The following is a 21652-nucleotide window of genomic DNA, read 5'->3' as shown; positions in this document are numbered from 1 at the left end:
ACGTCCTGTCTGGTGATGGGTGGCGGGGTGTGGTGTGCAGCCCTGTCGCTGCCGGTCATCGCGAGAGCTTGAGCCTCGCGCGCGGGTCGGCGAAGACGGTGAAGGCGAGGGAGGTGAGGTCGCCCGCCTCGCGGGCGGCGCGGCGCGCCGCGAGGACGGCCTCGCCGAGAGTCGCCTTGTTGCGGAGCGCCTCCTCGTAGAACGTGCTGACGAACTCGGCGGTGACGTCGTCGCGCACCGCCCACGAGCACCCGATGAACACGCCGACGCCGCCGCGGAGGAAGACCTCCGCGAAGCCCCCGAGGCCGGTCGCGCCCGAGCGGAGGCGCCCGACGTCGCACGCGCTGAGGAACACGAAAGGCGCGGGCGGAGCCGCACGGCCACCCGTGCCGTCGTCATCGGTCTCGGGCATGTCCCTCCGGGCATCGGAGTCCGTGTAGGAGGCGGTGGGGTCGTTGCGACGCAGCGAGAACTTCGCGAACGCGATCTCCTGGCCGAGCGGCGCGAGGTCGCGCCAGCGGCCGTGACCGGCGAAGTGCAGGAGATCGAAGTCGCCGGCGACGATGGCGTCGTGGAGCTGACCGGAATCCTCAGCGGTGAGGGGCTTGCGCTCGAGGAGCCGCTCGAGGAGCGTGACCTCTTCGCGGGCGCGCGGCAGGCGCAGCCGACGGTTGGCATAGCTCGGTGCGATGGCGATGACCTTGCCGGGGTCGAGCGGGATGACGGTCGGACGCGGCGTCCCGTACATCCACCTCATGAGACCGAGGTCGCCGAGGAAGAACCGCTCCTTGTCGGGGCGCTGGGTCCCCACCGGGACGAGGTGCACCATCTCCCAGGGGATGTCGAGCTCCCCCGAAGTCTGCAGGACGACCTGCGACATGCGTCGCCGCCGGTTCCACAGCAGCGAGTTGACGTCGTCGCCGAGGAGCTCGCGGGCGATCCGCGCGCCCAGCGTCCGCACGTCGCGCCGAGCGTCCGGGGCGGCGGTGGGGTCGTCGACTTTCGCCTTCGCCTCGTACGCGGTCCGGATGCGCGCCAGCTCCGCGTAGATCCCGCCGACATAGGCCGCCTTGTCGGGCAGTCCCGTCGCGTCGTCGGGGAGGTGAGCGGTGTGGCGCGCCACAGTGCCACCGATCTTCGCCGTGATGGTGAGTTCCGACTTCCCGCCGGCGATCGACTCCTCGATGGTGAGAGTCGGCAAGTCGGCGATACTGCGGGGCGGGACCGCGACGCCCGCCTTCGCCACGTGCCGACCGTCCGGGCCCGCTGCACCTGCGCCGGCGGGGTGGATCGGGGCGCTCACAGCAAGCGTCGCCAGGATCTCGGTCGACGGCGGCTGGGTGAACTTGACGGTGATGTGACCGCGCCCGGGATCCTCCGGAACGAGCCGGAAGGTGAGCTTCCTCGGCCGGCGGGCGGTGGCGGGAAGCGGGGTGGACTGGGATGACGCCTGCCCGGGCGCGAGGGAGAGCCCGCGGAGCTGGACCGCCACTTCGATGTCCCGCGTCGGATCGAACCGGGCCGAGGCCTTGGCGTGCGCCGTGCCGGCGGTCGGCACGAGATCCTCGAGCGACACTCTCACGACCGCGTCGAACTCGGTCCCCTGCTCGAGGCGCGACGGGATCTCCGCGTCGACGAACGCCGGAACGCGGGTCGCTCCGTCGACGCCCGCGGACGGCGCGACCCTCGGCTGCGCCGCGCCGCCGTTCGCAGGCGTCGCGGCCGGTGGGGGCGCGGCTGCGGCACCCGCGGAAGGCGGGGGCACCCGTCGCCTCGGCGGCGCCGGGGCCGGTGCAGCGACGGGAGGGAGGGGAACCGGTGCACCTGGCGCGAGCCCGGTGGAACGGCGACGCACGGCTCCGCCGATCACGAGCCCCCCGCGCTGCCCCGCGACCGGTCCACCGGGCGGTCCCCCGATGACTCCGCCCAGGTCGGGCGGCGGGAACGCGCGAGGAAACGGCTGCGGGCGCGTCGCGCCCATCCCGCCGCGCGCCACCTCGGCCTCGAGGGCGTCCATGCCCCGCTCGAAGTCGCTCGAGACGACGACCAGGAACACCGTCTCGCCGCCGGCCACGCGGATCCGCGCCGCGAAGCCGTCGCCGTCGGGCTCCAGGGGCACGAGCTCCAGCTCGACGCCGCGCGCGACGATCACCGCGTAGTGGAAGCCTCCCGGCCCGCGCAGGCGGACCGTCGCCACGGTGTCGGATGAGCCTTGGAGCCTCGCGTCGGCCAGGTGCGTGATGCCCCTCTCGTCGGGGCCGCCGCCGGGCGGTGCGGGGTCGACGTGCACGTCGAGGGCATCGTGGTCGGCTTCGACGTCGACACGCGGTACATCAGGAACCAGAGTCATCCCGACCCCCTCGCTCCGGCGCCCGAATCCCCACGAGCACCGTCACCCAATGAATCCGAGGAGCGCAGTCCGGTGCACAGCATAGAACCGCACGCATCACCGCACCAGAGCATGCGACGTGCGGCGCTGATACACCGGACGACGACGGTCGTCGCGGCCGCAGCATCCGTGTTCCGGCCGTCGCGGCAGAACTGAGTAGTCGTTGCCTACGGACCGCCCAGGGGGTGCGGATACATTCGAATGGATCGAACGGACGGAGGACGTGTGAGCGTGTACGACGAGATCGGCGGCGCGACCACCATGAAGGCCGTGGTGACGGTGTTCTACGAGCGGGTGGTCGCCGATCCCGAGCTCGAGACGTGGTTCCGGGACGTCGACATGACCCGGCTGAGGGCCCACCAGCGGGCGTTCCTCACCGCCGCGCTCGGCGGCCCTGAGATGTTCTCGGGGCGCAGCCTGGAGGCGGCGCACGCGGGTCTCGAGATCACCGGCGACGCCTTCGACGCGGTCGTCGAGCACCTCACCGTGAGCCTCCACGACCTCGGGGTGCCGGACGACGTCGTCGGCAGCGTGCGCGCACGCCTGGAGGCGAGCCGCGGCGAGATCGTCACCGTCGCCGTGGCGTGACCTCCGCGGAGTGGTCCCGCGGGCGGGCTACAGGCGCGCCAGCTCGTGGCGGCCGCTGATGCCGAGCTTGCCGTAGACCGACTGCAGGTGGTTGTCGACGGTACGCGTCGACAGGAAGAGCTTGGCCGCGATGTCCTTCGAGCTCGCGCCGTCTGCAGCGAGCGTGGCGATCTCGCGCTCGCGGCGGGTGAGGGGCGTGAGCTCCTCACTGAACCGCAAGAGCGGTGTCGCGGGCCCCTCGCAGCGCGCGGCCTCCACGTCGCTGCGATTCTGCAGCGCCATCGCGTGACGCTGCTCTCCCGCGGCGCGGGCCGCCCGTGCCGCCGAGGCGAACGCCTCCGCGGCGAGCAGGTGCGCGCCGTGCGCCGCCCACGCCTCGCCGGCGGCTTCCAGCCCGGCGCAGTCCGCCCCGGCCTCGGCGGCGACATGGGCCGCCTGCATGGCGAGCAGCGGGCTCTGCGGCAGGCCGGCGGCGAGCCTCGCTATCGAGTGGGCCGCGGCATCCGCCCCTCCCATACGGGCGAGGTGCACGAGGAACGTGCCCGCGAGGAACACGTGGCCCGTCTCGGCCATGTTCTGCGCCTCGTCGACGAGCAGGCGCCGGGCGGTGCCGAGATCGCCGTCGAGGGCGGAAAGCCACGCTCGCGCGATGAGCCCGCCCGGGCCGGTGTCGACCCCGGCGGGCACCGAAGCGAGCTCTCTGCGCGCGTCATCGAGGTCGCCGTGCGCGATGAGCGCGACCGCGAGGCTCGCGAGTCCCGGGATGTAGAGGCTGATCGGGCCGGCCGTCATCGCGCCGCTCATCGTGTCGCGGAACCATCGGGCGGCGGTCTCGAGCAGGCCGGCGTCGGCGGCGATGCGGCCGAGCAGGAACTCGATCGAGCGGGACACGATCTCGTCGTCCGCGTCGATGGCCTCGACGAGCGCCTCCGTGGCGGTCGCGCGGGCGGCGTCGATGCTCCCAGCGTGGAGTTGCACCGTGCCGAGGGTCAGCAGCGCGTTCGCGACGGTGTGCCCCGGGATCGCACGGCCCTGCGTCGCGCGCGCGAACGCGAGCGCCGTTTCGGCGGCCGCGAGGGCTTCGTCGGTGCGCCCGAGCGCGGCGAGCGGCTGGGCGCGCGAGGCCGCGATGATCGCCTGCTCGGCGGGCGAGTCGCCGAAGCCGCCGGCCACGCCGCAGACGATGCGGTCGGCTTCGGCGGCGTTGTTCGAGTAGAGCTCGATGAGCGCGCGGATGAGGGCCAGCGACGGGTCGGGCGCACCGCCGCCGTCGGCGCCGCGGAGCACGGCGAGCGCCTCGGCCAGACCTTCGTGCACGCTCGCGTGCGCCATCGCCGTGGTCGCGGTGATCGCCGTCGCGAGCTCGCCGTCGGGACCGAGCGCCGCCCCGGCGTGCAGCTGCTCGAGCGCCTCGCTCACACGACCCATCCGCAGCAGCGCCTCGCCGCGCAGGAGCAGCAGGTCAGGTCGCGGGCCGCCGGCCGACAGGGCGGCGGTCGCGAGCCGGTCGACGGTGCGGTGGTCGCCGGCCTGCCGGGCGAGGCGGGCGGTGCTGGCCAGGATCTCGGGGTCGGCGTCGGCCCCCGCCGCGAGCCGCCACGTGACGGTGCGCAGGGCATCGGCCGCCGTGGTGCCGTCGCGGTCGAGCAGCTCCGCCTGCTCGAGCAGCAAATCGGCGGTGCGGAGTCGTGAGAGGGAGGATGCCACGACCGCGGCGTACTGCGGATGCGCCAGGCGCACCTCGAGCCGCTCGCCGATGTGCACCAGACCGGCGTTCTCGAGCCGGGCGAGCGCGTCGCGCGCACCCGGCGCGACGAGGTGGGCGGCGCGCAGCTCGCCGGTCACGGCGAGCCGGTCGACCACGTCCCGCTCGTCGGGATCGAGCTGCGCGACGCGCGCGAGGATGAGGTCGCGGAGGGCGGGGGAGCCGACGGGGTCACCGGTCAGCTGCCAGACGCCCGCCTGCGCGGCGAGGCGCCCCGACTCCAGCGCGCCGACGACGAGCTCGCGCAGGTACAGCGGGTTGCCACCGGTCGCCCGCTCCAGGTCGCTCGCGGTGCGGTGGGCGACGGGACCTGCCAGCACATGGGCGAGCAGCTCGCGGATCGTCTCGACGTCGAGCGGTGCGAGCTCGATGCGCAGCGCGCGGTCCGCGCTCCACGTCGACATGAACGGGTCGGGGAGCGCGTCTCCCGACCGGAGCGTCGCCGCGATCCGCAGCGCGTCGACGGCCACCAGCTGCGCCACGAGCGTGGCCGAGAGCGGGTCGAGCAGACCCAGGTCGTCGATCACGAGCAGCCGGGGCGAGGGTGCGACCGCGTCGAGGGCGACGATCGCACGATCGAGCAGCGTGGCGGGCACGGTGGAGGCCTCGCTCAGCTGCGCGCGATCGGTGGGGAACAGCGGCAGCAGGGCGCCGAGCGGCACCGTCGACATGATCGAGGTGCCTGTCGCGTGCAGGACCGCCCACCCGTGCGCCGCGAGCCCCTCGCCGACGGCCGCGACGGCGCGGCTCTTGCCGACGCCCGAGGCCCCCGAGATCACGAGCGTCCGGACGTGTCCCGTCAGCGCGGCCGTGCTGCGCTGCACGATCGCCGCGCGACCCGTCAGCGGCCACGGCGCGAGTGCGCTCTCGAGCGGTTGTACGGCCATCGAGCCTCCTCAGCCTCCCCAGGCTGAGCGAGATTCTAGGGCTCGTGCGTGCCGAGGGCACGACATTCCTCGGCGCAACGCGCCGCCGCTTCCGGGTCGCGGTGGACCGCGCGCACCATCCTCGGCGTTCGTTCGTCACATGTGTACGCGGATTCGCCGGATTCGCGTGCATATGTGACGAACGAACAAGAGAGGGACGGATGCCGCGGGCCGCGGCATCCGTCCGCTACCAGGCCTTGAGCGCGTCGGCGACGGTCGCGAAGTCGTGCTCGTCGAGTGCCAGCTGCACGGCCTCGGCGACGGTGAGCTCGGCGCCGGCGATCTCGCCCGCCTCGACGCTCTGGGGATCGCGGCCGCGCAGGATCTCGAGGTACGGCGTGTGCACGGTGAAGGCTTCCACGTCGAAGATGCCGATGCGGCGGCGGATCTCGCCCGCCGCGACCGCCAGGGCCGCCGCCCGCCATGCCTCGCCGTGCGCGGCGGCGACGGCGCACACACCCTCGAGCCCGTATGCCACACCCTCTTCGTAGTGGAGCCCGATGGAGAGGAGCAGGGTGTGGACGAACTCGCGCTCGGCCTCCTCGATGCGCCCGAGCTGGAAGTTCAGCCGCGAGCGGAGGTTGCCGGCGACGGACGTCGTGAACAGGTCGCCGCGCGACTCGGCGACCGAGGTCGCGCGGTCGAAATGGGCGAGAGCGTCGTCGGTCCCCCCGCGCACCCACGCGAGCCGGCCGAGCGAGACCTCGGTGATCGCCTCGGCCCACGTGTTCCCGAGGCCGCGCAGGGTCACGACCGCTTCGCGGAGCTCGGTCTCGGCCTTGTCGGTGTCGAGGTGGGAGAACTGCACCCGCGCCGTCGCACGGGCCGCGAGCGCCATCGCGGCCGCGTCCTCGTCGCCGCTCTCCCGGAACAGCCGGACGCATTCGCCGAGTCCGGCGACCACCTGCTCGCTGGGGCGCTGCCACATCTCGCCCCAGAGTGCGAAGAACCACGCGATCGCGCGCGTGTGCGGCGTGATCGGCTGCTCGTGCTGCTTCTCGAGCAGTTCGAGCATCCACACCCGCACCTCGGCGAAGAAGCCCGAGATCCACCAGTAGATGAGCAGGCTCCACGCGAAGTCGCCGGCGTCGTCGAGCCGGTTCGTGTACACGAGGTGGCGCACCGCCGCACGCAGGTTCGGCAGCTCGAGGCCGAGTCGCACGACCGCGTCGGCCTGCCCGCGCCCGCCGAGGTCGGGCGCGATGCGCTCCACGAGCGCGCGGTAGTAGTCGGCGTGCGCGCGGCGCACGCGCTCCGCGTCGCCGCGTTCCTTGAGGCGCCCGAGCGCGTACTCGCGCACGATCGCGAGCAGCGAGAACACGCGCCGGCCGCCGATCTCGCTCTGCTTCACGAGCGAGCCGTCGGCGAGCGCCGCCAGCGCGTCGATCGCGTGACCGCCCCACGGGCTGCCCTCGCCCAGCGCCTCGACCGCGTCCAGCGTGAACCGCGTGGCGAAGACCCCGAGGTCCTCGAGCAGGTCTCGCTGCTCGGGCGGCAGAAGGCTCACGCTCCAGTCGATCGTCGCCCGCATCGTGCGGTGCCGCTCCGGCAGATCGCGCACGGCCGCCGTGAGCAGCGGCAGGCTCTTCTCGAGGCGGCCGGCGATCTGCGCCGGGTTGAGGATCCGCACCTTCGCCGCGGCGAGCTCGATCGCGAGCGGCAGCCCCTCGAGCCGCCGGCAGATGTCCGCGATATCCCGCGCATTGCCGGGCGTGACGTCGAAGTGGGGATCGATCGCCCGCGCCCGGTCGACGAACAGCGACACCGCAGCCGAGCGCGTGGCGCGGTCGAGGCTCGCGGGACCTTCGCCGGCGGGCGTCGTGAGCGGCGGCAGGTCGTAGACGCGCTCGCCGCGGATGCGCAGCACGATACGGCTCGTGACCAGGAAGGTCGCCGTCGGCGCGACCGTGTACAGCCGCACCAGGACGGGGGCGGCATCCACGATCTGCTCGAAGTTGTCGAGCACGATCAGCACGCGGCGATCCGCCAGGGCATGGGCGATGCGCTCTTCGAGCGCGGCTTCGCCGTTGTCGCGGATGCCGAGATAGTAGGCGATCGTCGGCAGCAGCAGCCCGGGCTCGAGCACCCCCTCGAGGAGGACGAAGTAGACGCCGTCGGGGAAGAGGTCGCCGCACGCGAGCGCCGATTCGATGGCGAGTCGGCTCTTGCCGATGCCGCCCGGTCCGATGAGGCTTACGACGCGGTCCGTGCCCCGCGCGAGGAGGGTGCGCACCGCGTCGATGTCCACCTCGCGGCCGATGGTGGTCGTGTAGGGCACCGGAACGCGGCCGACCAGGCTGACGGGTGGGCCTCCGGTTTCGGACGACTCTTGCGTGCGGGACTCGTCGAATCGTTCGGCGAGGAGCATGGCGAGGTCGCCGGCGACCTGGTCTTCGAGGTCTTCGGCGTCGTGGAAGTGGAGGTAGGCGGCGGTGTCGTCGGCTTGGATGCGGGCGATCAGGTCTGTGAGGCGGGGTTCGCGGGTGTCGGTGTCTTTGACGTAGATGAGTTTGGGCATGCCGGCGGGGGCGAGGTTGTATTCGTCTTCGAGGCCGGAGACGTCTTCGTCGGGGGCGATCCAGCCGTAGCTGGCGCCGTAGATGCCGATGAACACGTCGGACTGGGCGAGGTAGGAGCGGTAGAGGTCGCGGGGTGGGTGGGGGCGGGCGCCGAGTTCGAACATCACGGGCGCGAGGCGGAGTCGCTCGATGGCAGAACGCACTGCTTCCCGTTCTTCTGCGAGCTCGCGCAGGGTCGAGCTCACGAACACCCGGATCCGCTGGTCGGGCGTGCGGATCACGGGAGTCCGCTCGAGACCCGTCACCACGAAGGGACCTTCTCGCGGACGTCGGCGTCGGGCAGTGCGATCGCGATGGCCTCCGCAAGGCCCATCTCCCTGCCCGCGCGCTCGCCGGCCTCGACGCTCTCGGGATCGACGGCCCGCAGGGCCTCCAGCGGGGCGAGATGCACGGCGAACCCTTCGATGTCGTAGATCCCCGTCGTCTCGCGGATCGTCGCCGCCACCGCCGCCAGGGCGCCGGCCCGCCAGGCGTCGCCGTGCGACGCGGCGATCGCGCACATGCCCTCCAGGCCGTACGTGGCTCCGTCCACGAAATGCAGCCGGATCGACAGCAGCAGCGTCAGCAGGAACTCCTCCTCTGCCGCATCCCGCTCGCCCAGCACGAAGCGCAGCCGCGCGCGGTTGTTGCCGGCCACGACGCGGGTGAACGCGTCATCGGCGGCGTCGGCGATGTCGACCGCGCGACCGAGGTGCTCGAGCGCCGCCGGGATGTCGCGCCGCAGCATGCCGAACTGTCCGAGCACCGTCTCGGCGAGGGATTCCGCCCAGCTGTCGCCGAGCTCGTGGAGCGTCGCGATCGCCTCGTCGATCTCGGCCCGGAAGACCTCTTCGTCGAGGTCGGTGAACTGCAGCCGCGTCGACGCCTTCGCGGCGAGGGCCATCGCGGCGGCCTGCTCGTCGCCGCTCTCGGTGAACAGTCGCACGACCTCGCCGAGCTCGTCCACCACCTGATCGCTCGGCCTCTGCCACAGCTCCGCCCACAGCGGGAAGAACGTCGCGATCGCGCGCGTGCGCGGGGTCACCGGCATCCGCTTCTCGAGCAGTTCCAGCATCCACAGCCGCACGTCGGCGAAGTATCCGCAGATCCACCAGTACGCCAGCATCGTCCACGCGAAGTCGCCGGCGTCGTCGAGGCGGTTCTGCTGCACGAGGTGGCGCGCCGCCGCGCGCAGGTTCGGCACCTCGAGCCCCAGCTCGGCGACGGCGTCGATCTGCTGGGCGCCGCGGAGCCGCGGCGCGACCCGGTGCACCAGGTCGAGGTAGTAGTCGGCGTGTGCGATCCTCATCGCGTCCGCCGCCTGGCGTGACTCGAGCGTCTCGAGGGCGTACTCGCGCACGATCGCGAGGAGCGAGAACACCGAGCGGCCGCCGGACTCGATGCGCTGCACCAGCGACGCGTCGATCAGCGCGGCGAGCGTCTCGATGGTCTGTGAACCCCACGAGCGGGTCTCGCCCACCGCCTCGACCGATTCGAGGCTGAACCGGGCCGCGAAGACGCCGAGGTCCTCGAGCATGGCACGCTGCTCGTCGGCCAGCAGGCCCACGCTCCAGTCGATCGTCGCGCGCATGGTGCGATGGCGGTCGGGAAGATCCCGCACCGAGGTGGACAGCAGGGGGAGGCTGTGCCCGAGACGCTCCGCGACGTCGTGCGGCGAGAGCAGCCGGATCTTCGCCGCGGCCAGTTCGATCGCCAGGGGCAGCCCGTCGAGCTGCCGGCAGATGGCGATGACGTCGGACGCGTTCTCCGCGGTCAGCCGGAACCCGGGGAGGGCCGACGCGGCGCGCTCGGCGAACAGCACGCACGCCGACGACGACTGCGCCTGCGACAGGGTCGCGGGCACGTCGGCCGGGGGCGTCTCGAGCGTCTCGACCTCGAACACCCGCTCCCCGCGGATGCGCAGCACGATGCGGCTCGTGACCAGGAAGCAGGCGCGCGGAGCGAGGGAGTACAGCCGCACCAGCACGGGCGCCTCATCGATGATCTGCTCGAAGTTGTCGAGCACGATGAGCACGTGCCGGTCGCCGATGGCCTGCGCGATCCGCTCCTCGAGGGTCGTCGCCCCGGTGTCGCGCACGCCGAGGATGTACGCGATCGTCGGCAGCAGGAGTCCGGGTTCGAGCACGCCCTCGAGCGGCACGAAGTACACGCCGTCGGGGAAGAGGTCGCCGTTCGCGTGCGCGGCCTCGATGGCGAGGCGGCTCTTGCCGATGCCGCCCGGTCCGATGAGGCTCACGACGCGGTGCAGGCCGCCGGCGAGCAGCGCCCGGATCTCGGCCAGCTCGCCCTCGCGCCCGATGGTCTCGGTGTACGGCTCGGGCACCCGTGCCGCGAGCGAGATCTCGGCGGCCGTCGCGGGCTCCGTGCGCCGGGACTGGTCGAATCGTTCGGCGAGGAGCATGGCGAGGTCGCCGGCGACCTGGTCTTCGAGGTCTTCGGCGTTGTGGAAGTGGAGGTAGGCGGCGGTGTCGTCGGCTTGGATGCGGGCGATCAGGTCTGTGAGGCGGGGTTCGCGGGTGTCGGTGTCTTTGACGTAGATGAGTTTGGGCATGCCGGCGGGGGCGAGGTTGTATTCGTCTTCGAGGCCGGAGACGTCTTCGTCGGGGGCGATCCAGCCGTAGCTGGCGCCGTAGATGCCGATGAACACGTCGGACTGGGCGAGGTAGGAGCGGTAGAGGTCGCGGGGTGGGTGGGGGCGGGCGCCGAGTTCGAACATCACGGGCGCGAGGCGGAGTCGCTCGATGGCAGAACGCACTGCTTCCCGTTCTTCTGCGAGCTCGCGCAGGGTCGAGCTCACGAACACCCGGATCCGCTGGTCGGGCGTGCGGATCACGGGGGGTCGTCCCCCAGTCATGTGCATATATTGGACCCGCAGGGCCGGTCACCGCCACGGTTCGAGTACATTGCTGTATCGACGTCGCGGACCTTATACCGCAGCATCCGAAAGTCGTCAAGAATTCGACTGGACACGGCGCGTCGTACGACGTATAGTGGGTCTTTGCGCTCTTGGATTCCCCCTGCCCTCATATGGTGGTCGGCTGTGCCTGCGCCCCCTCACGTTCACGTGAGGCGTGCCGCGCGGGTTTCGGGGATGAGGAGCACTCCACCTGACGACAAGGAAACGAGCCCTACGGGCCCACGGAGGTAATCCCCTTGGCTGCTGCGCGCAACGCATCCAACCCCACCACCACCCCCAAGAACGGACGCGGAGCATCCCGCCTCTCGTTCGCCAAGATCTCCGACACGCTGACGGTCCCCGACCTTCTCGCGCTGCAGACCGAGTCGTTCGACTGGCTCGTCGGCAACGAGGCGTGGAAGGCGCGCGTCGCCGGCGCGAAGGCCGACGGCCGCACCGACGTGCCCGAGGTCAGCGGCCTCGAGGAGATCTTCGAGGAGATCTCGCCGATCGAGGACCTGAGCGAGACGATGCAGCTCTCGTTCACGAACCCGTACCTCGAGCCCGAGAAGTACTCCATCGAGGAGTGCAAGGAGCGCGGCAAGACGTACGCGGCCCCGCTCTACGTCGAGGCCGAGTTCATGAACCACCAGACCGGTGAGATCAAGACCCAGACGGTCTTCATGGGCGACTTCCCGCTCCAGACCGACAAGGGCACGTTCATCATCAACGGCACCGAGCGCGTCGTCGTGTCGCAGCTCGTCCGTTCGCCCGGCGTCTACTTCGACAAGACCCCCGACAAGACGTCCGACAAGGACATCGTGTCGGCGCGTGTCATCCCGTCGCGCGGTGCCTGGCTCGAGTTCGAGATCGACAAGCGCGACCAGGTCGGCGTCCGCATCGACCGCAAGCGCAAGCAGTCGGTCACCGTCTTCCTCAAGGCCCTCGGCCTCACCAGCGAGGACATCCTCGCCGAGTTCGCCGGCTTCGACTCGATCGAGGAGACGCTCTCGAAGGACACGATCCTCACCAAGGAGGACGCGCTCCGCGACATCTACCGCAAGCTCCGTCCGGGCGAGCAGGTCGCCGCCGAGGCCGCCCGCGCGCTCCTGGACAACTTCTACTTCAACCCGAAGCGCTACGACCTCGCCAAGGTCGGCCGGTACAAGATCAACCACAAGCTCGGTCTCGACAAGCCGCTCACCGACTCGGTGCTGACGGTCGATGACATCGTCGCGACGATCAAGTACCTCGTGCGCCTGCACCGCGGCGACGTCACATTCGACGGCGTGCGCGGCGGCAAGCCGGCCGAGATCCGTCTCGACGTCGACGACATCGACAACTTCGGCAACCGCCGCATCCGCGCGGTGGGCGAGCTCATCCAGAACCAGGTCCGCACCGGTCTGTCGCGCATGGAGCGCGTCGTCCGCGAGCGCATGACCACGCAGGACATCGAGGCGATCACGCCGCAGACCCTGATCAACGTCCGCCCCGTCGTGGCCGCGATCAAGGAGTTCTTCGGAACGTCGCAGCTGTCGCAGTTCATGGACCAGAACAACCCGCTCGCGGGCCTGACCCACAAGCGCCGTCTGTCGGCCCTCGGCCCCGGCGGTCTGTCGCGTGAGCGCGCAGGCGTCGAGGTCCGCGACGTCCACCCGTCGCACTACGGCCGCATGTGCCCCATCGAGACGCCGGAAGGCCCGAACATCGGTCTGATCGGCTCGCTCGCCTCGTTCGCGCGCATCAACGCGTTCGGCTTCATCGAGACGCCGTACCGCCGTGTCGTCGAGGGCAAGGTCACCGACCAGATCGACTACCTGACCGCCTCGGAGGAGAGCGACTACATCGTCGCCCAGGCCGGTGTCGAGCTGAAGGGCGACGGCAGCTTCGCGCAGGACCGCGTCCTCGCCCGTCGCGGCAACGGCGGCGAGGTCGACCTCTTCCACTCGGAGGAGATCGGCTACATGGACGTCTCGCCGCGCCAGATGGTGTCGGTGGCGACCTCACTCATCCCGTTCCTCGAGCACGACGACGCCAACCGCGCCCTCATGGGTGCGAACATGCAGCGCCAGGCCGTCCCGCTCCTCCGCTCGGAGTCGCCGGTGGTCGGCACGGGCATGGAGGGCTTCGCCGCGATCGACGCCGGTGACGTCGTCACCGCCGACAAGCCCGGTGTCGTCGTCGAGGTCTCGGCCGACGTCGTGACGGTGCAGCTCGACGAGGGCGGCACCCAGGACTACTTCCTGCGCAAGTTCGACCGCTCGAACCAGGGCACGTCGTACAACCAGCGCGTGGTCGTCTCGGCCGGTGAGCGCGTCGAGGCCGGCGAGGTCATCGCCGACGGTCCCGCGACCGAGAACGGCGAGCTCGCCCTCGGCAAGAACCTCCTCGTCGCGTTCATGACGTGGGAGGGTCACAACTTCGAGGACGCGATCATCCTCAGCCAGGACCTGGTGAAGGACGACACCCTCTCCTCGATCCACATCGAGGAGTACGAGGTCGACGCCCGCGACACGAAGCTCGGCAAGGAGGAGATCACGCGTGACCTCCCCAACGTCAGCCCCGACCTGCTGAAGGACCTCGACGAGCGCGGCATCATCCGCATCGGCGCCGAGGTGCGTCCCGGCGACATCCTCGTCGGAAAGGTCACGCCGAAGGGCGAGACCGAGCTGTCGGCCGAGGAGCGCCTGCTCCGCGCGATCTTCAACGAGAAGAGCCGCGAGGTGCGCGACACGTCGCTGAAGGTCCCCCACGGTGAACAGGGCACGATCATCGCGGTCAAGGAGTTCAACGCCGAGGACGGCGACGACGAGCTCGGCTCGGGCGTCAACCGCCGCGTCGTGGTCTACATCGCCCAGAAGCGCAAGATCACCGAGGGCGACAAGCTCGCCGGCCGTCACGGCAACAAGGGCGTCATCGCGAAGATCCTCCCGGTCGAGGACATGCCGTTCCTCGCGGACGGCACGCCGGTCCAGGTCATCCTGAACCCGCTCGGCATCCCCGGTCGAATGAACTTCGGCCAGGTCCTCGAGCTCCACCTCGGCTGGATCGCCAAGCAGGGCTGGAAGGTCGAGGGCACCCCGGAGTGGGCCGCCCAGCTGCCCGAGCAGGCGTTCGAGGCTCCGGCGGGCACCAAGGTCGCCACGCCGGTGTTCGACGGCGCGTTCGAGGCCGAGATCGCGGGTCTGCTCGACTCGACGAACCCGACCCGCGACGGCGAGCGCCTGATCGACTCGTCGGGCAAGACGCAGCTGTTCGACGGACGCTCCGGCGAGCCGTTCCCGGCTCCGATCTCGGTCGGCTACATGTACATCCTGAAGCTGCACCACCTCGTGGACGACAAGATCCACGCGCGCTCGACGGGCCCGTACTCGATGATCACCCAGCAGCCGCTCGGTGGTAAGGCGCAGTTCGGCGGTCAGCGCTTCGGTGAGATGGAGGTGTGGGCCCTCGAGGCCTACGGCGCCGCGTACGCGCTCCAGGAGCTCCTCACGATCAAGTCCGACGACATCCTCGGCCGCGTCAAGGTCTACGAGGCGATCGTCAAGGGCGAGAACATCCAGGAGCCCGGCATCCCCGAGTCGTTCAAGGTGCTCATGAAGGAGATGCAGTCGCTCTGCCTGAACGTCGAGGTCCTCTCGGCCGACGGCACGGCGGTCAACCTCCGCGACACCGACGACGACGCCTTCCGCGCTGCTGAAGAGCTCGGCATCAACATCTCCAGCCGCTTCGAGTCCTCGTCGATCGACGAGATCTGAGCCGGCCAGGTAACGAACGAACTTCCGACACAGGAGAACCAGTGCTCGAATCAACCACTTTCGATCAGCTTCGCATCGGCCTGGCCACCGCTGACGACATCCGTCGTTGGTCCTACGGCGAGGTCAAGAAGCCCGAGACCATCAACTACCGCACCCTGAAGCCCGAGAAGGACGGTCTGTTCGGCGAGCAGATCTTCGGCCCCTCGCGCGACTGGGAGTGCGCGTGCGGCAAGTACAAGCGCGTTCGCTTCAAGGGCATCGTGTGCGAGCGCTGCGGCGTCGAGGTCACCAAGTCCTCGGTCCGCCGTGAGCGCATGGGCCACATCGAGCTCGCCGCGCCCGTCACGCACATCTGGTACTTCAAGGGCGTGCCCTCGCGCCTCGGGTACCTGCTCGACATGGCGCCGAAGGACCTCGAGAAGGTCATCTACTTCGCCGCCTACATGGTGATCTCGGTCGACGAGGAGGCTCGCCACCGCGACCTCTCGACGCAGGAGAACAACATCCGCCTCGAGCTGAAGACGCTCGCCGACCGCCGCGACGCGCGTGTGGCCGCCCGCCTCCAGAAGCTGGAGGAGGAGCTCGCCGCGCTCGAGGAGGAGGGTGCCAAGGCCGACCAGAAGAAGAAGGTCAAGGACGCCGCCGAGAAGGAGATGGCCGCTATCCGCAAGGGTACGGACGACCAGATCACGCGTCTCGAGAAGGTGTGGGAGGACTTCCGCACCCTCGAGGTCGGCCAGCTCAAGGGCGAGGACGAGATCTTCCACGAGCTGCAGGACCGCTTCGGTCAGTACTTCGAGGCCCACATGGGCGCCGAGTCGATCAAGCGCCGCCTCGAGGCCTTCGACCTGGCGGCCGAGGCCGACAGCCTGCACCTGCAGATCTCGGAGGGCAAGGGCCAGCGCAAGATCCGTGCGATCAAGCGCCTCAAGGTCGTCAACTCCTTCCTGCAGACGGGCATGAGCCCGGCCTCGATGGTGCTCGACGTCGTTCCGGTGATCCCGCCGGAGCTGCGCCCGATGGTGCAGCTGGACGGTGGCCGCTTCGCGACCTCCGACCTCAACGACCTGTACCGTCGCGTGATCAACCGCAACAACCGCCTCCGTCGCCTGATCGACCTCGGTGCCCCCGAGATCATCGTCAACAACGAGAAGCGCATGCTGCAGGAGGCCGTCGACGCGCTGTTCGACAACGGCCGCCGCGGCCGCCCGGTCACGGGTACCGGCAACCGTGCCCTGAAGTCCCTGAGCGACATGCTCAAGGGAAAGCAGGGTCGCTTCCGCCAGAACCTGCTCGGCAAGCGCGTCGACTACTCGGGCCGTTCGGTCATCATCGTCGGCCCGCAGCTCAAGCTCCACCAGTGCGGTCTGCCCAAGCAGATGGCGCTCGAGCTGTTCAAGCCGTTCGTGATCAAGCGCCTGATCGACCTCGGTCACTCGCAGAACATCAAGGCGGCCAAGCGCGCCGTCGAGCGCACGCGTCCCGAGGTCTGGGACGTGCTCGAGGAGATCATCCGCGAGCGTCCCGTGCTCCTCAACCGTGCGCCCACGCTGCACCGCCTCGGCATCCAGGCCTTCGAGCCGCAGCTCGTCGAGGGCAAGGCCATCCAGCTGCACCCGCTCGTCTGCGCCGCCTTCAACGCGGACTTCGACGGTGACCAGATGGCTGTCCACCTGCCGCTGTCGGTCGAGGCGCAGGCCGAGGCCCGCATCCTGATGCTCGCGTCGAACAACATCCTCAAGCCGTCGGACGGCCGCCCGGTGACCCTGCCCTCGCAGGACATGATCATCGGTCTGCACCACCTGACCACGGTCATCGAGGGTGCGACCGGCGAGGGCCGCGTGTTCGGCTCGGTCGGCGAGGCGATCCTGGCGAAGGACGAGGGCACCCTCGACCTGCAGGCCAAGGTCCGCATCCGCATCCCGGGTCTCGCCTTCCTCGAGGGCGAAGCCCCCGAGGGCTACGAGCGCCACGGTCTCGTGGACGCGTCGCTCGGCCAGGCGATCTTCAACGACACGCTCCCCAAGGGCTACCCGTTCGTGCGCGAGCAGGCCGACAAGGGCAAGCTGTCGCAGATCGTCAACAAGCTCGCCGAGGAGTACCCGAAAGTGGAGGTCGCGGCTTCGCTCGACCGCATCAAGGACGCCGGCTTCTACTGGGCCACCCGTTCGGGTGTCACGGTGGCGCTGAGCGACATCCTCACGCCGCCGAACAAGGCCGAGATCGTCGCCGGCTACGAGAAGCAGGCCGCGAAGGTCCAGGGCCAGTTCGAGAAGGGTCTCACCACCGACGCCGAGCGTCGTCAGGAGCTCATCAAGATCTGGACCGAGGCGACCGACGAGGTCCAGAAGGCGATGCGCGACCACTTCCCGGCCGACAACACCATCAACCGCATGGTCTCGTCGGGCGCCCGTGGTAACTGGCTGCAGATCCGCAACATCGCGGGCATGCGAGGCCTGGTGAACAACCCCAAGGGTGAGATCATCCCGCGTCCGATCATCTCCTCGTACCGCGAGGGCCTGTCGGTGGCGGAGTACTTCATCGCGACGCACGGTGCCCGTAAGGGTCTGGCCGACACGGCCCTCCGTACGGCCGACTCGGGCTACCTGACCCGCCGCCTGGTGGACGTCTCGCAGGATGTCATCATCCGCGAGGAGGACTGCGGCACGACCAAGGGCCTCGAGTTCACCATCGCCGCTCCCGATTCGACCGGCACGCTGGTGCGCGACGCGAACGTCGAGAACTCGGTGTTCGCCCGCACGCTCGCGGCCGACGCGGTCGACGCGAAGGGCGAGGTCGTCGCCTCGGCCGGTGAGGACGTCGGCGACGTGCTCATCGACAAGCTCGTCGAGGCGGGCGTCGAGTCGATCAAGGTCCGCTCGGTGCTCACCTGCGACTCGGCGGTCGGCGTCTGCGCGAAGTGCTACGGCCGTTCGCTCGCGACCGGAAAGATCGTCGACATCGGCGAGGCCGTCGGCATCATCGCGGCCCAGTCGATCGGTGAGCCCGGCACGCAGCTGACGATGCGTACGTTCCACACCGGTGGTTCGGCGTCGGCCGACGACATCACGCAGGGTCTTCCCCGCGTGCAGGAGCTGTTCGAGGCCCGCACCCCGAAGGGCGCGTCGCCGATCGCGGAGGCCGACGGCCGCATCACGATCGACGAGACCGAGAAGTCGAAGAAGGTCATCCTCACGCCCGACAACGGCGACGAGCCGCACGTCTACCCGGTCCTGAAGCGCGCGACGCTCCTGGTCGAGGACGGTCAGCACGTCACCGTGGGTCAGCCTCTTCAGGTCGGCACGCTCGACCCCAAGGAGGTCATGCGCGTGCAGGGTGCCCGCGAGGTGCAGAAGTACCTCGTCAACGGCGTCCAGGGCGTGTACCGCTCGCAGGGTGTGCCGATCCACGACAAGCACATCGAGGTCATCGTCCGTCAGATGCTGCGCAAGGTCACCGTGGTCGACCACGGCGACACCACGCTGCTGCCGGGTGAGCTGGTCGACTTCAAGAAGTACCAGAACATCAACCGCGAGGCGGTCGGCGAGGGCAAGCGTCCCGCGTCGGGTCGTCCCGAGCTGATGGGTATCACGAAGGCGTCGCTCGCGACGGAGTCGTGGCTGTCGGCCGCGTCGTTCCAGGAGACCACCCGCGTCCTCACGCAGGCGGCCATGGAGGGCAAGAGCGACCCGCTCGTCGGCCTCAAGGAGAACGTCATCATCGGAAAGCTCATCCCCGCCGGAACCGGTCTTGCGAAGTACCGCAACGTCACGGTCGAGGCGACGGAGGAGGCCAAGAGCGAGCGGTACCCCAACCGCATCTTCGCCTCGGACGGCGCGTACACCGACGCCGACCTGAGCTACGTCGACTTCGACAGCTTCTCCACGGACGGTTTCACCACCGACTACAACTGACCCCAGGGTCCTTGAGACCCTGACGCACGAACGAAGGGCCCCGGCTGCTGCCGGGGCCCTTCGCCGTTGTCCGAGGACGGATGCCGCAGCTCAGTACTGCGTCGTCGCGCCCGAGTCGCCGGAGCCCGAGCCGCTGGGCGACACGTTCTCCGTGACGTTCTCCTTGACGCGCTCGGCGGTGCTCTGCGCCTCGTCCTTCACGGTCTCCGCCGACGAGACGGCCGACTCCTTCACCTGGTCGACGGCGTCCTTGGCCGGCTCCTTCAGGTTCTGCGCGACCTCCTGGGCGGCATCCTTCGCCTTGTCCACCGCCTTGTCCACGAGCGGCTGCGCCTGATCCCGGAGCTGGGTGCTCCAGCGCTTCTCGGCGTCGGTGGCGGGGATGAGGCTCGCGACCAGGAAGCCCACGCCCGCGGCGAGGAGGCCGACCACGAGCGGGGTGCCCTGCGCCTGCTGCCTGGCCTTGTGCGGCAGGTCCTTCACCGCGTCCCCGGCGGCGCCGAGCTTGTCCCCCACCGTGTGGCCGGCAGAGGAGGCGGAGTCGCCGACGTCGTCGGCGACTCCCATCACGCGCCCCTTGACGTCGCCCAGCACCTGCCGGACGCGCGTCTTCTGCCGCTCCATGATCTTCGGGGGCGAAACCTTGTCGGCGAGTGCGTCCACGTCCCGGCCCAGTTCGTCGCGCGTCACCTCGATGTCGGCGCGGATCTGATCTGCGTTGCTCATTATCGGTTCTCCTCATTTCTCTTGAGCGCCTCGGGGATCTCCTTGACGGTCTCCACCGTCTTCGGGGCCCCTTGCACGGTCTTCAGTCGTTTGCGCCCGAGGGCGTAGAGGATCGCGGCGATGACGCCCCACAGGACCGCCACGATCACGGCCGACCAGCCCAGGTTGTCGATGAGGTCGCCGAGACCCCACCAGAGCGCGACGGACAGGAAGAACACGGCCATCAGGCCGGCGTATCCCGCTCCGCCCAGGAGTCCCGCACCTGCTCCGGCGCGCTTGGCGGACTCCGAGAGCTCGGCCTTCGCGAGCTCGAGCTCCTTGCGCATGAGCTCGGACAGGTCGCGAGAGACCTCGCCGACCAGCTCGCCCAGCGATGTCTCGGCCGCCTTCTGCTGAGACGGCGTGGGCATGTCGGTCATCGTCGTACCTCTCCCGTCGCAGACCACTCGTCTCCGCGGGTGACGTCGGTGTCGGCGCCGGTCGTGAGCGGGTCGGCCGCGAGCGCGTCGCCGATGGGCGTCTCGCCCTCGTAGCCCGTCGTCGCGAGGGTGTCGGCACCGGCGGCCGTTCCGGTGTAGCCTGCCGCGCCGGCGCCTCCGACCGCGGGCGTGCCGGCCCTGAGTGCGGGCTGCGTGCCACCCGCATAGCCGAGCGTCCCACCCGTGCCCCGCTCGCTGTCGCGGGCGTCGGAGACGAGAGCCCTGGTCACGCGACCGGCGACCAGACCCACGCCGACCGCGATGGCCAGGAAGGCTCCGGTGTGCCGGCGCGCGAACGTGCGGACCTCGTGCACGACGTCAGCCGGTTCGCGCTGCTCGAGCCAGTCCGCGACCCGACGGGTCTGCTCGCCGACCGCGCGCACGGCATTGGTCGCCACGCCCGAGCCCGTCGCCGTGCCGTCAGCCAGCCCGGCGAGCTCGTCGCTCGTGTCTCTCAGTGCACCTGCGGCCCGGCGCTGCTGGGTCGACGCCTGGTCCGACAGCTGCGTGCGGGTCTCGTAGAGGAACCCGCGGGCGGCGTCCTTCGCGTCGTGGGCAACGCTCTTGGCCTCTTCTCCGGCGACGTCGGCGACGTTCTTCGCGCCCGCGCCCACCTCGGCCGCGGTGTCCAGCGCGCGCTCCTTCACGTCGTCGGTGCCCGTGCTCGCGCCGGTACCCGTGCTCTGGTTCGCATACGGATCGGTGTCGTAAGTCGACATGCTCCTCCTCCATCTCACGTGCGGCGTCCGGTCGGCTGATGTGCCGGCCGTGGGGAATCCGCCGTGACGAATACCGTCCGCTACGAACACCGGATCGGAAGAGGGGGTCGTGTTCCTCGCGGCGGGGGAGTATCCTGCACGGCCCTCTCGCCCCTTCGCGAGCGACCCGGCTCGCACGGGAAACCGCGAGAGACGGATGCTGCGGCCCGCTGCGTGCTCGGACACCCGCGCGCGCCGCGGCGCAGCATCCGTCCCTCCGGCTTACCGTGGAGACGGAGGTGGGGGCCCCATGGCGCGGATCGGCGGACGCAACTCGTGGATCGCCGTGCCCGCCGGGATGGTGTGCGCAGCGGTCGTGGCCTCGCTCGTGTGGCTCGCGCTGCCGATGGTGCCGGTGACCATCGCGTGGATCGGCGACACGCTGCGCAGCGCCACGGCCCCGCGGCCGGACGCGAGCCCCGCGCAGACTCCTGCCCGGACCGCGGCGGAGGGCGGTGCGGTCGACTGCCGCACGCTGTACGCCGACGACCTGTGGAACGAGCTGATGTGGCGGCCGGGGTCGTTCCTCGACCAGTCCGCGGCGGCGCCGGCGACGTCGTCGGCCGCGTTCGCCGACGCCGCCGCTCCCGAGGTGCTGGTGACCTGCACGTGGCGGTTCGATGCGGGCGGCATCGTGACGTCGCTGTCGAAGGTCGACGCCGATGCGGCGTCGATCGCCGAGGCCGCGCTCGCGGCGGACGGGTTCGCCTGCCGCACGGCGGACGATGCGACGGTGTGCGATCGCACGCGCGGCGCGGTGCTCGAGGAGCACACTCTCCGCGACGGGCTGTGGCTCGTCAGCGTGGAGACGGACTGGCACCCGGACGGCTACGGCCCGCGGCTCGACCGCACCGTCTGGGGCTGAGCCGGTGAC

The 21652-nt window shown here is 70.4% G+C and carries 11 protein-coding genes; 4 read left to right on the top strand and 7 right to left on the bottom strand.

Annotated elements, in window-relative coordinates:
* Positions 1-55: 55 nt before the first annotated feature.
* Positions 56-2350 (bottom strand): CHAT domain-containing protein, encoded by a 2295-nt coding sequence (locus ACFQ7C_RS00815; protein ID WP_378896626.1) that lies wholly within the window; start codon positions 2348-2350, stop codon positions 56-58.
* Between the two features lie 264 nt (positions 2351-2614).
* On the opposite strand from ACFQ7C_RS00815, the gene ACFQ7C_RS00810 reads away from it, so the two are divergent.
* Entirely contained in the window at positions 2615-2977 is a 363-nt protein-coding gene (locus ACFQ7C_RS00810) for a group 1 truncated hemoglobin (RefSeq protein ID WP_378896623.1), read from the top strand.
* Positions 2978-3004: 27 nt separating this feature from the next.
* Here the strand turns inward: ACFQ7C_RS00810 and ACFQ7C_RS00805 are convergent, their stop codons facing one another.
* The 3 genes from ACFQ7C_RS00805 to ACFQ7C_RS00795 form a co-directional block, all read right to left on the bottom strand.
* Positions 3005-5629, bottom strand: a complete 2625-nt coding sequence (locus tag ACFQ7C_RS00805; protein WP_378896620.1) for a LuxR C-terminal-related transcriptional regulator — start codon at positions 5627-5629, stop codon at positions 3005-3007.
* Positions 5630-5855: 226 nt separating this feature from the next.
* Positions 5856-8495, bottom strand: a complete 2640-nt coding sequence (locus tag ACFQ7C_RS00800; RefSeq protein ID WP_378896618.1) for a DUF4062 domain-containing protein — start codon at positions 8493-8495, stop codon at positions 5856-5858.
* A complete protein-coding gene (locus ACFQ7C_RS00795) occupies positions 8489-11101 on the bottom strand; it encodes a DUF4062 domain-containing protein (RefSeq protein WP_378896615.1) in 2613 nt (870 codons plus the stop codon). Before ACFQ7C_RS00795 ends, ACFQ7C_RS00800 begins: the two co-directional genes overlap by 7 nt.
* A 299-nt stretch (positions 11102-11400) precedes the next feature.
* Here ACFQ7C_RS00795 and rpoB point away from each other — a divergent pair, with 299 nt between their 5' ends.
* Both rpoB and rpoC read left to right on the top strand, forming a co-directional pair.
* Complete coding sequence (gene rpoB / locus ACFQ7C_RS00790; protein ID WP_378896612.1) at positions 11401-14901, top strand: DNA-directed RNA polymerase subunit beta; 3501 nt, start codon at positions 11401-11403, stop codon at positions 14899-14901.
* 41 nt (positions 14902-14942) lie between these two features.
* Entirely contained in the window at positions 14943-18815 is a 3873-nt protein-coding gene (gene rpoC, locus ACFQ7C_RS00785; RefSeq protein ID WP_378896609.1) for a DNA-directed RNA polymerase subunit beta', read from the top strand.
* A gap of 90 nt (positions 18816-18905) precedes the next feature.
* Here rpoC and ACFQ7C_RS00780 read toward each other — a convergent pair whose 3' ends face one another.
* The 3 genes from ACFQ7C_RS00780 to ACFQ7C_RS00770 are packed head-to-tail and all read right to left on the bottom strand — an operon-like array spanning position 18906 to position 20739.
* Positions 18906-19541: a DUF3618 domain-containing protein gene (locus ACFQ7C_RS00780; protein WP_378896606.1), complete on the bottom strand. Its 636-nt coding sequence runs from the start codon at positions 19539-19541 to the stop codon at positions 18906-18908.
* Entirely contained in the window at positions 19541-19960 is a 420-nt protein-coding gene (locus ACFQ7C_RS00775; protein ID WP_378896603.1) for a phage holin family protein, read from the bottom strand. Before ACFQ7C_RS00775 ends, ACFQ7C_RS00780 begins: the two co-directional genes overlap by 1 nt.
* The gene (locus ACFQ7C_RS00770; protein WP_378896600.1) at positions 19957-20739 is read right to left on the bottom strand and encodes a hypothetical protein; all 783 of its coding nucleotides are present in this window, start codon (positions 20737-20739) and stop codon (positions 19957-19959) included. The genes ACFQ7C_RS00775 and ACFQ7C_RS00770 overlap by 4 nt, the downstream gene beginning before the upstream one ends.
* Positions 20740-21028: 289 nt before the next feature.
* Here ACFQ7C_RS00770 and ACFQ7C_RS00765 point away from each other — a divergent pair, with 289 nt between their 5' ends.
* On the top strand, positions 21029-21643 hold the full coding sequence (locus ACFQ7C_RS00765; RefSeq protein WP_378896598.1) for a hypothetical protein: 615 nt from the start codon (positions 21029-21031) through the stop codon (positions 21641-21643).
* Positions 21644-21652 lie beyond the last annotated feature (9 nt).

This window comes from Microbacterium sp. NPDC056569 (assembly GCF_042793475.1).
In the GTDB taxonomy this organism is placed as follows: Bacteria; Actinomycetota; Actinomycetes; order Actinomycetales; family Microbacteriaceae; genus Microbacterium.
This window is presented reverse-complemented; position numbering and strand designations above follow the sequence as displayed.

Bases quoted from the DNA above. Each gene is read 5' to 3' on its own strand.
- ACFQ7C_RS00815 (WP_378896626.1), bottom strand. From the start codon at position 2,350: ATGACTCTGGTTCCTGATGTACCGCGTGTCGACGTCGAAGCCGACCAC.
- ACFQ7C_RS00805 (WP_378896620.1), bottom strand. From the start codon at position 5,629: ATGGCCGTACAACCGCTCGAGAGCGCACTCGCGCCGTGGCCGCTGACG.
- ACFQ7C_RS00795 (WP_378896615.1), bottom strand. From the start codon at position 11,101: ATGACTGGGGGACGACCCCCCGTGATCCGCACGCCCGACCAGCGGATC.
- ACFQ7C_RS00780 (WP_378896606.1), bottom strand. From the start codon at position 19,541: ATGAGCAACGCAGATCAGATCCGCGCCGACATCGAGGTGACGCGCGAC.
- ACFQ7C_RS00775 (WP_378896603.1), bottom strand. From the start codon at position 19,960: ATGACCGACATGCCCACGCCGTCTCAGCAGAAGGCGGCCGAGACATCG.
- ACFQ7C_RS00770 (WP_378896600.1), bottom strand. From the start codon at position 20,739: ATGTCGACTTACGACACCGATCCGTATGCGAACCAGAGCACGGGTACC.
- ACFQ7C_RS00765 (WP_378896598.1), top strand. From the start codon at position 21,029: ATGGCGCGGATCGGCGGACGCAACTCGTGGATCGCCGTGCCCGCCGGG.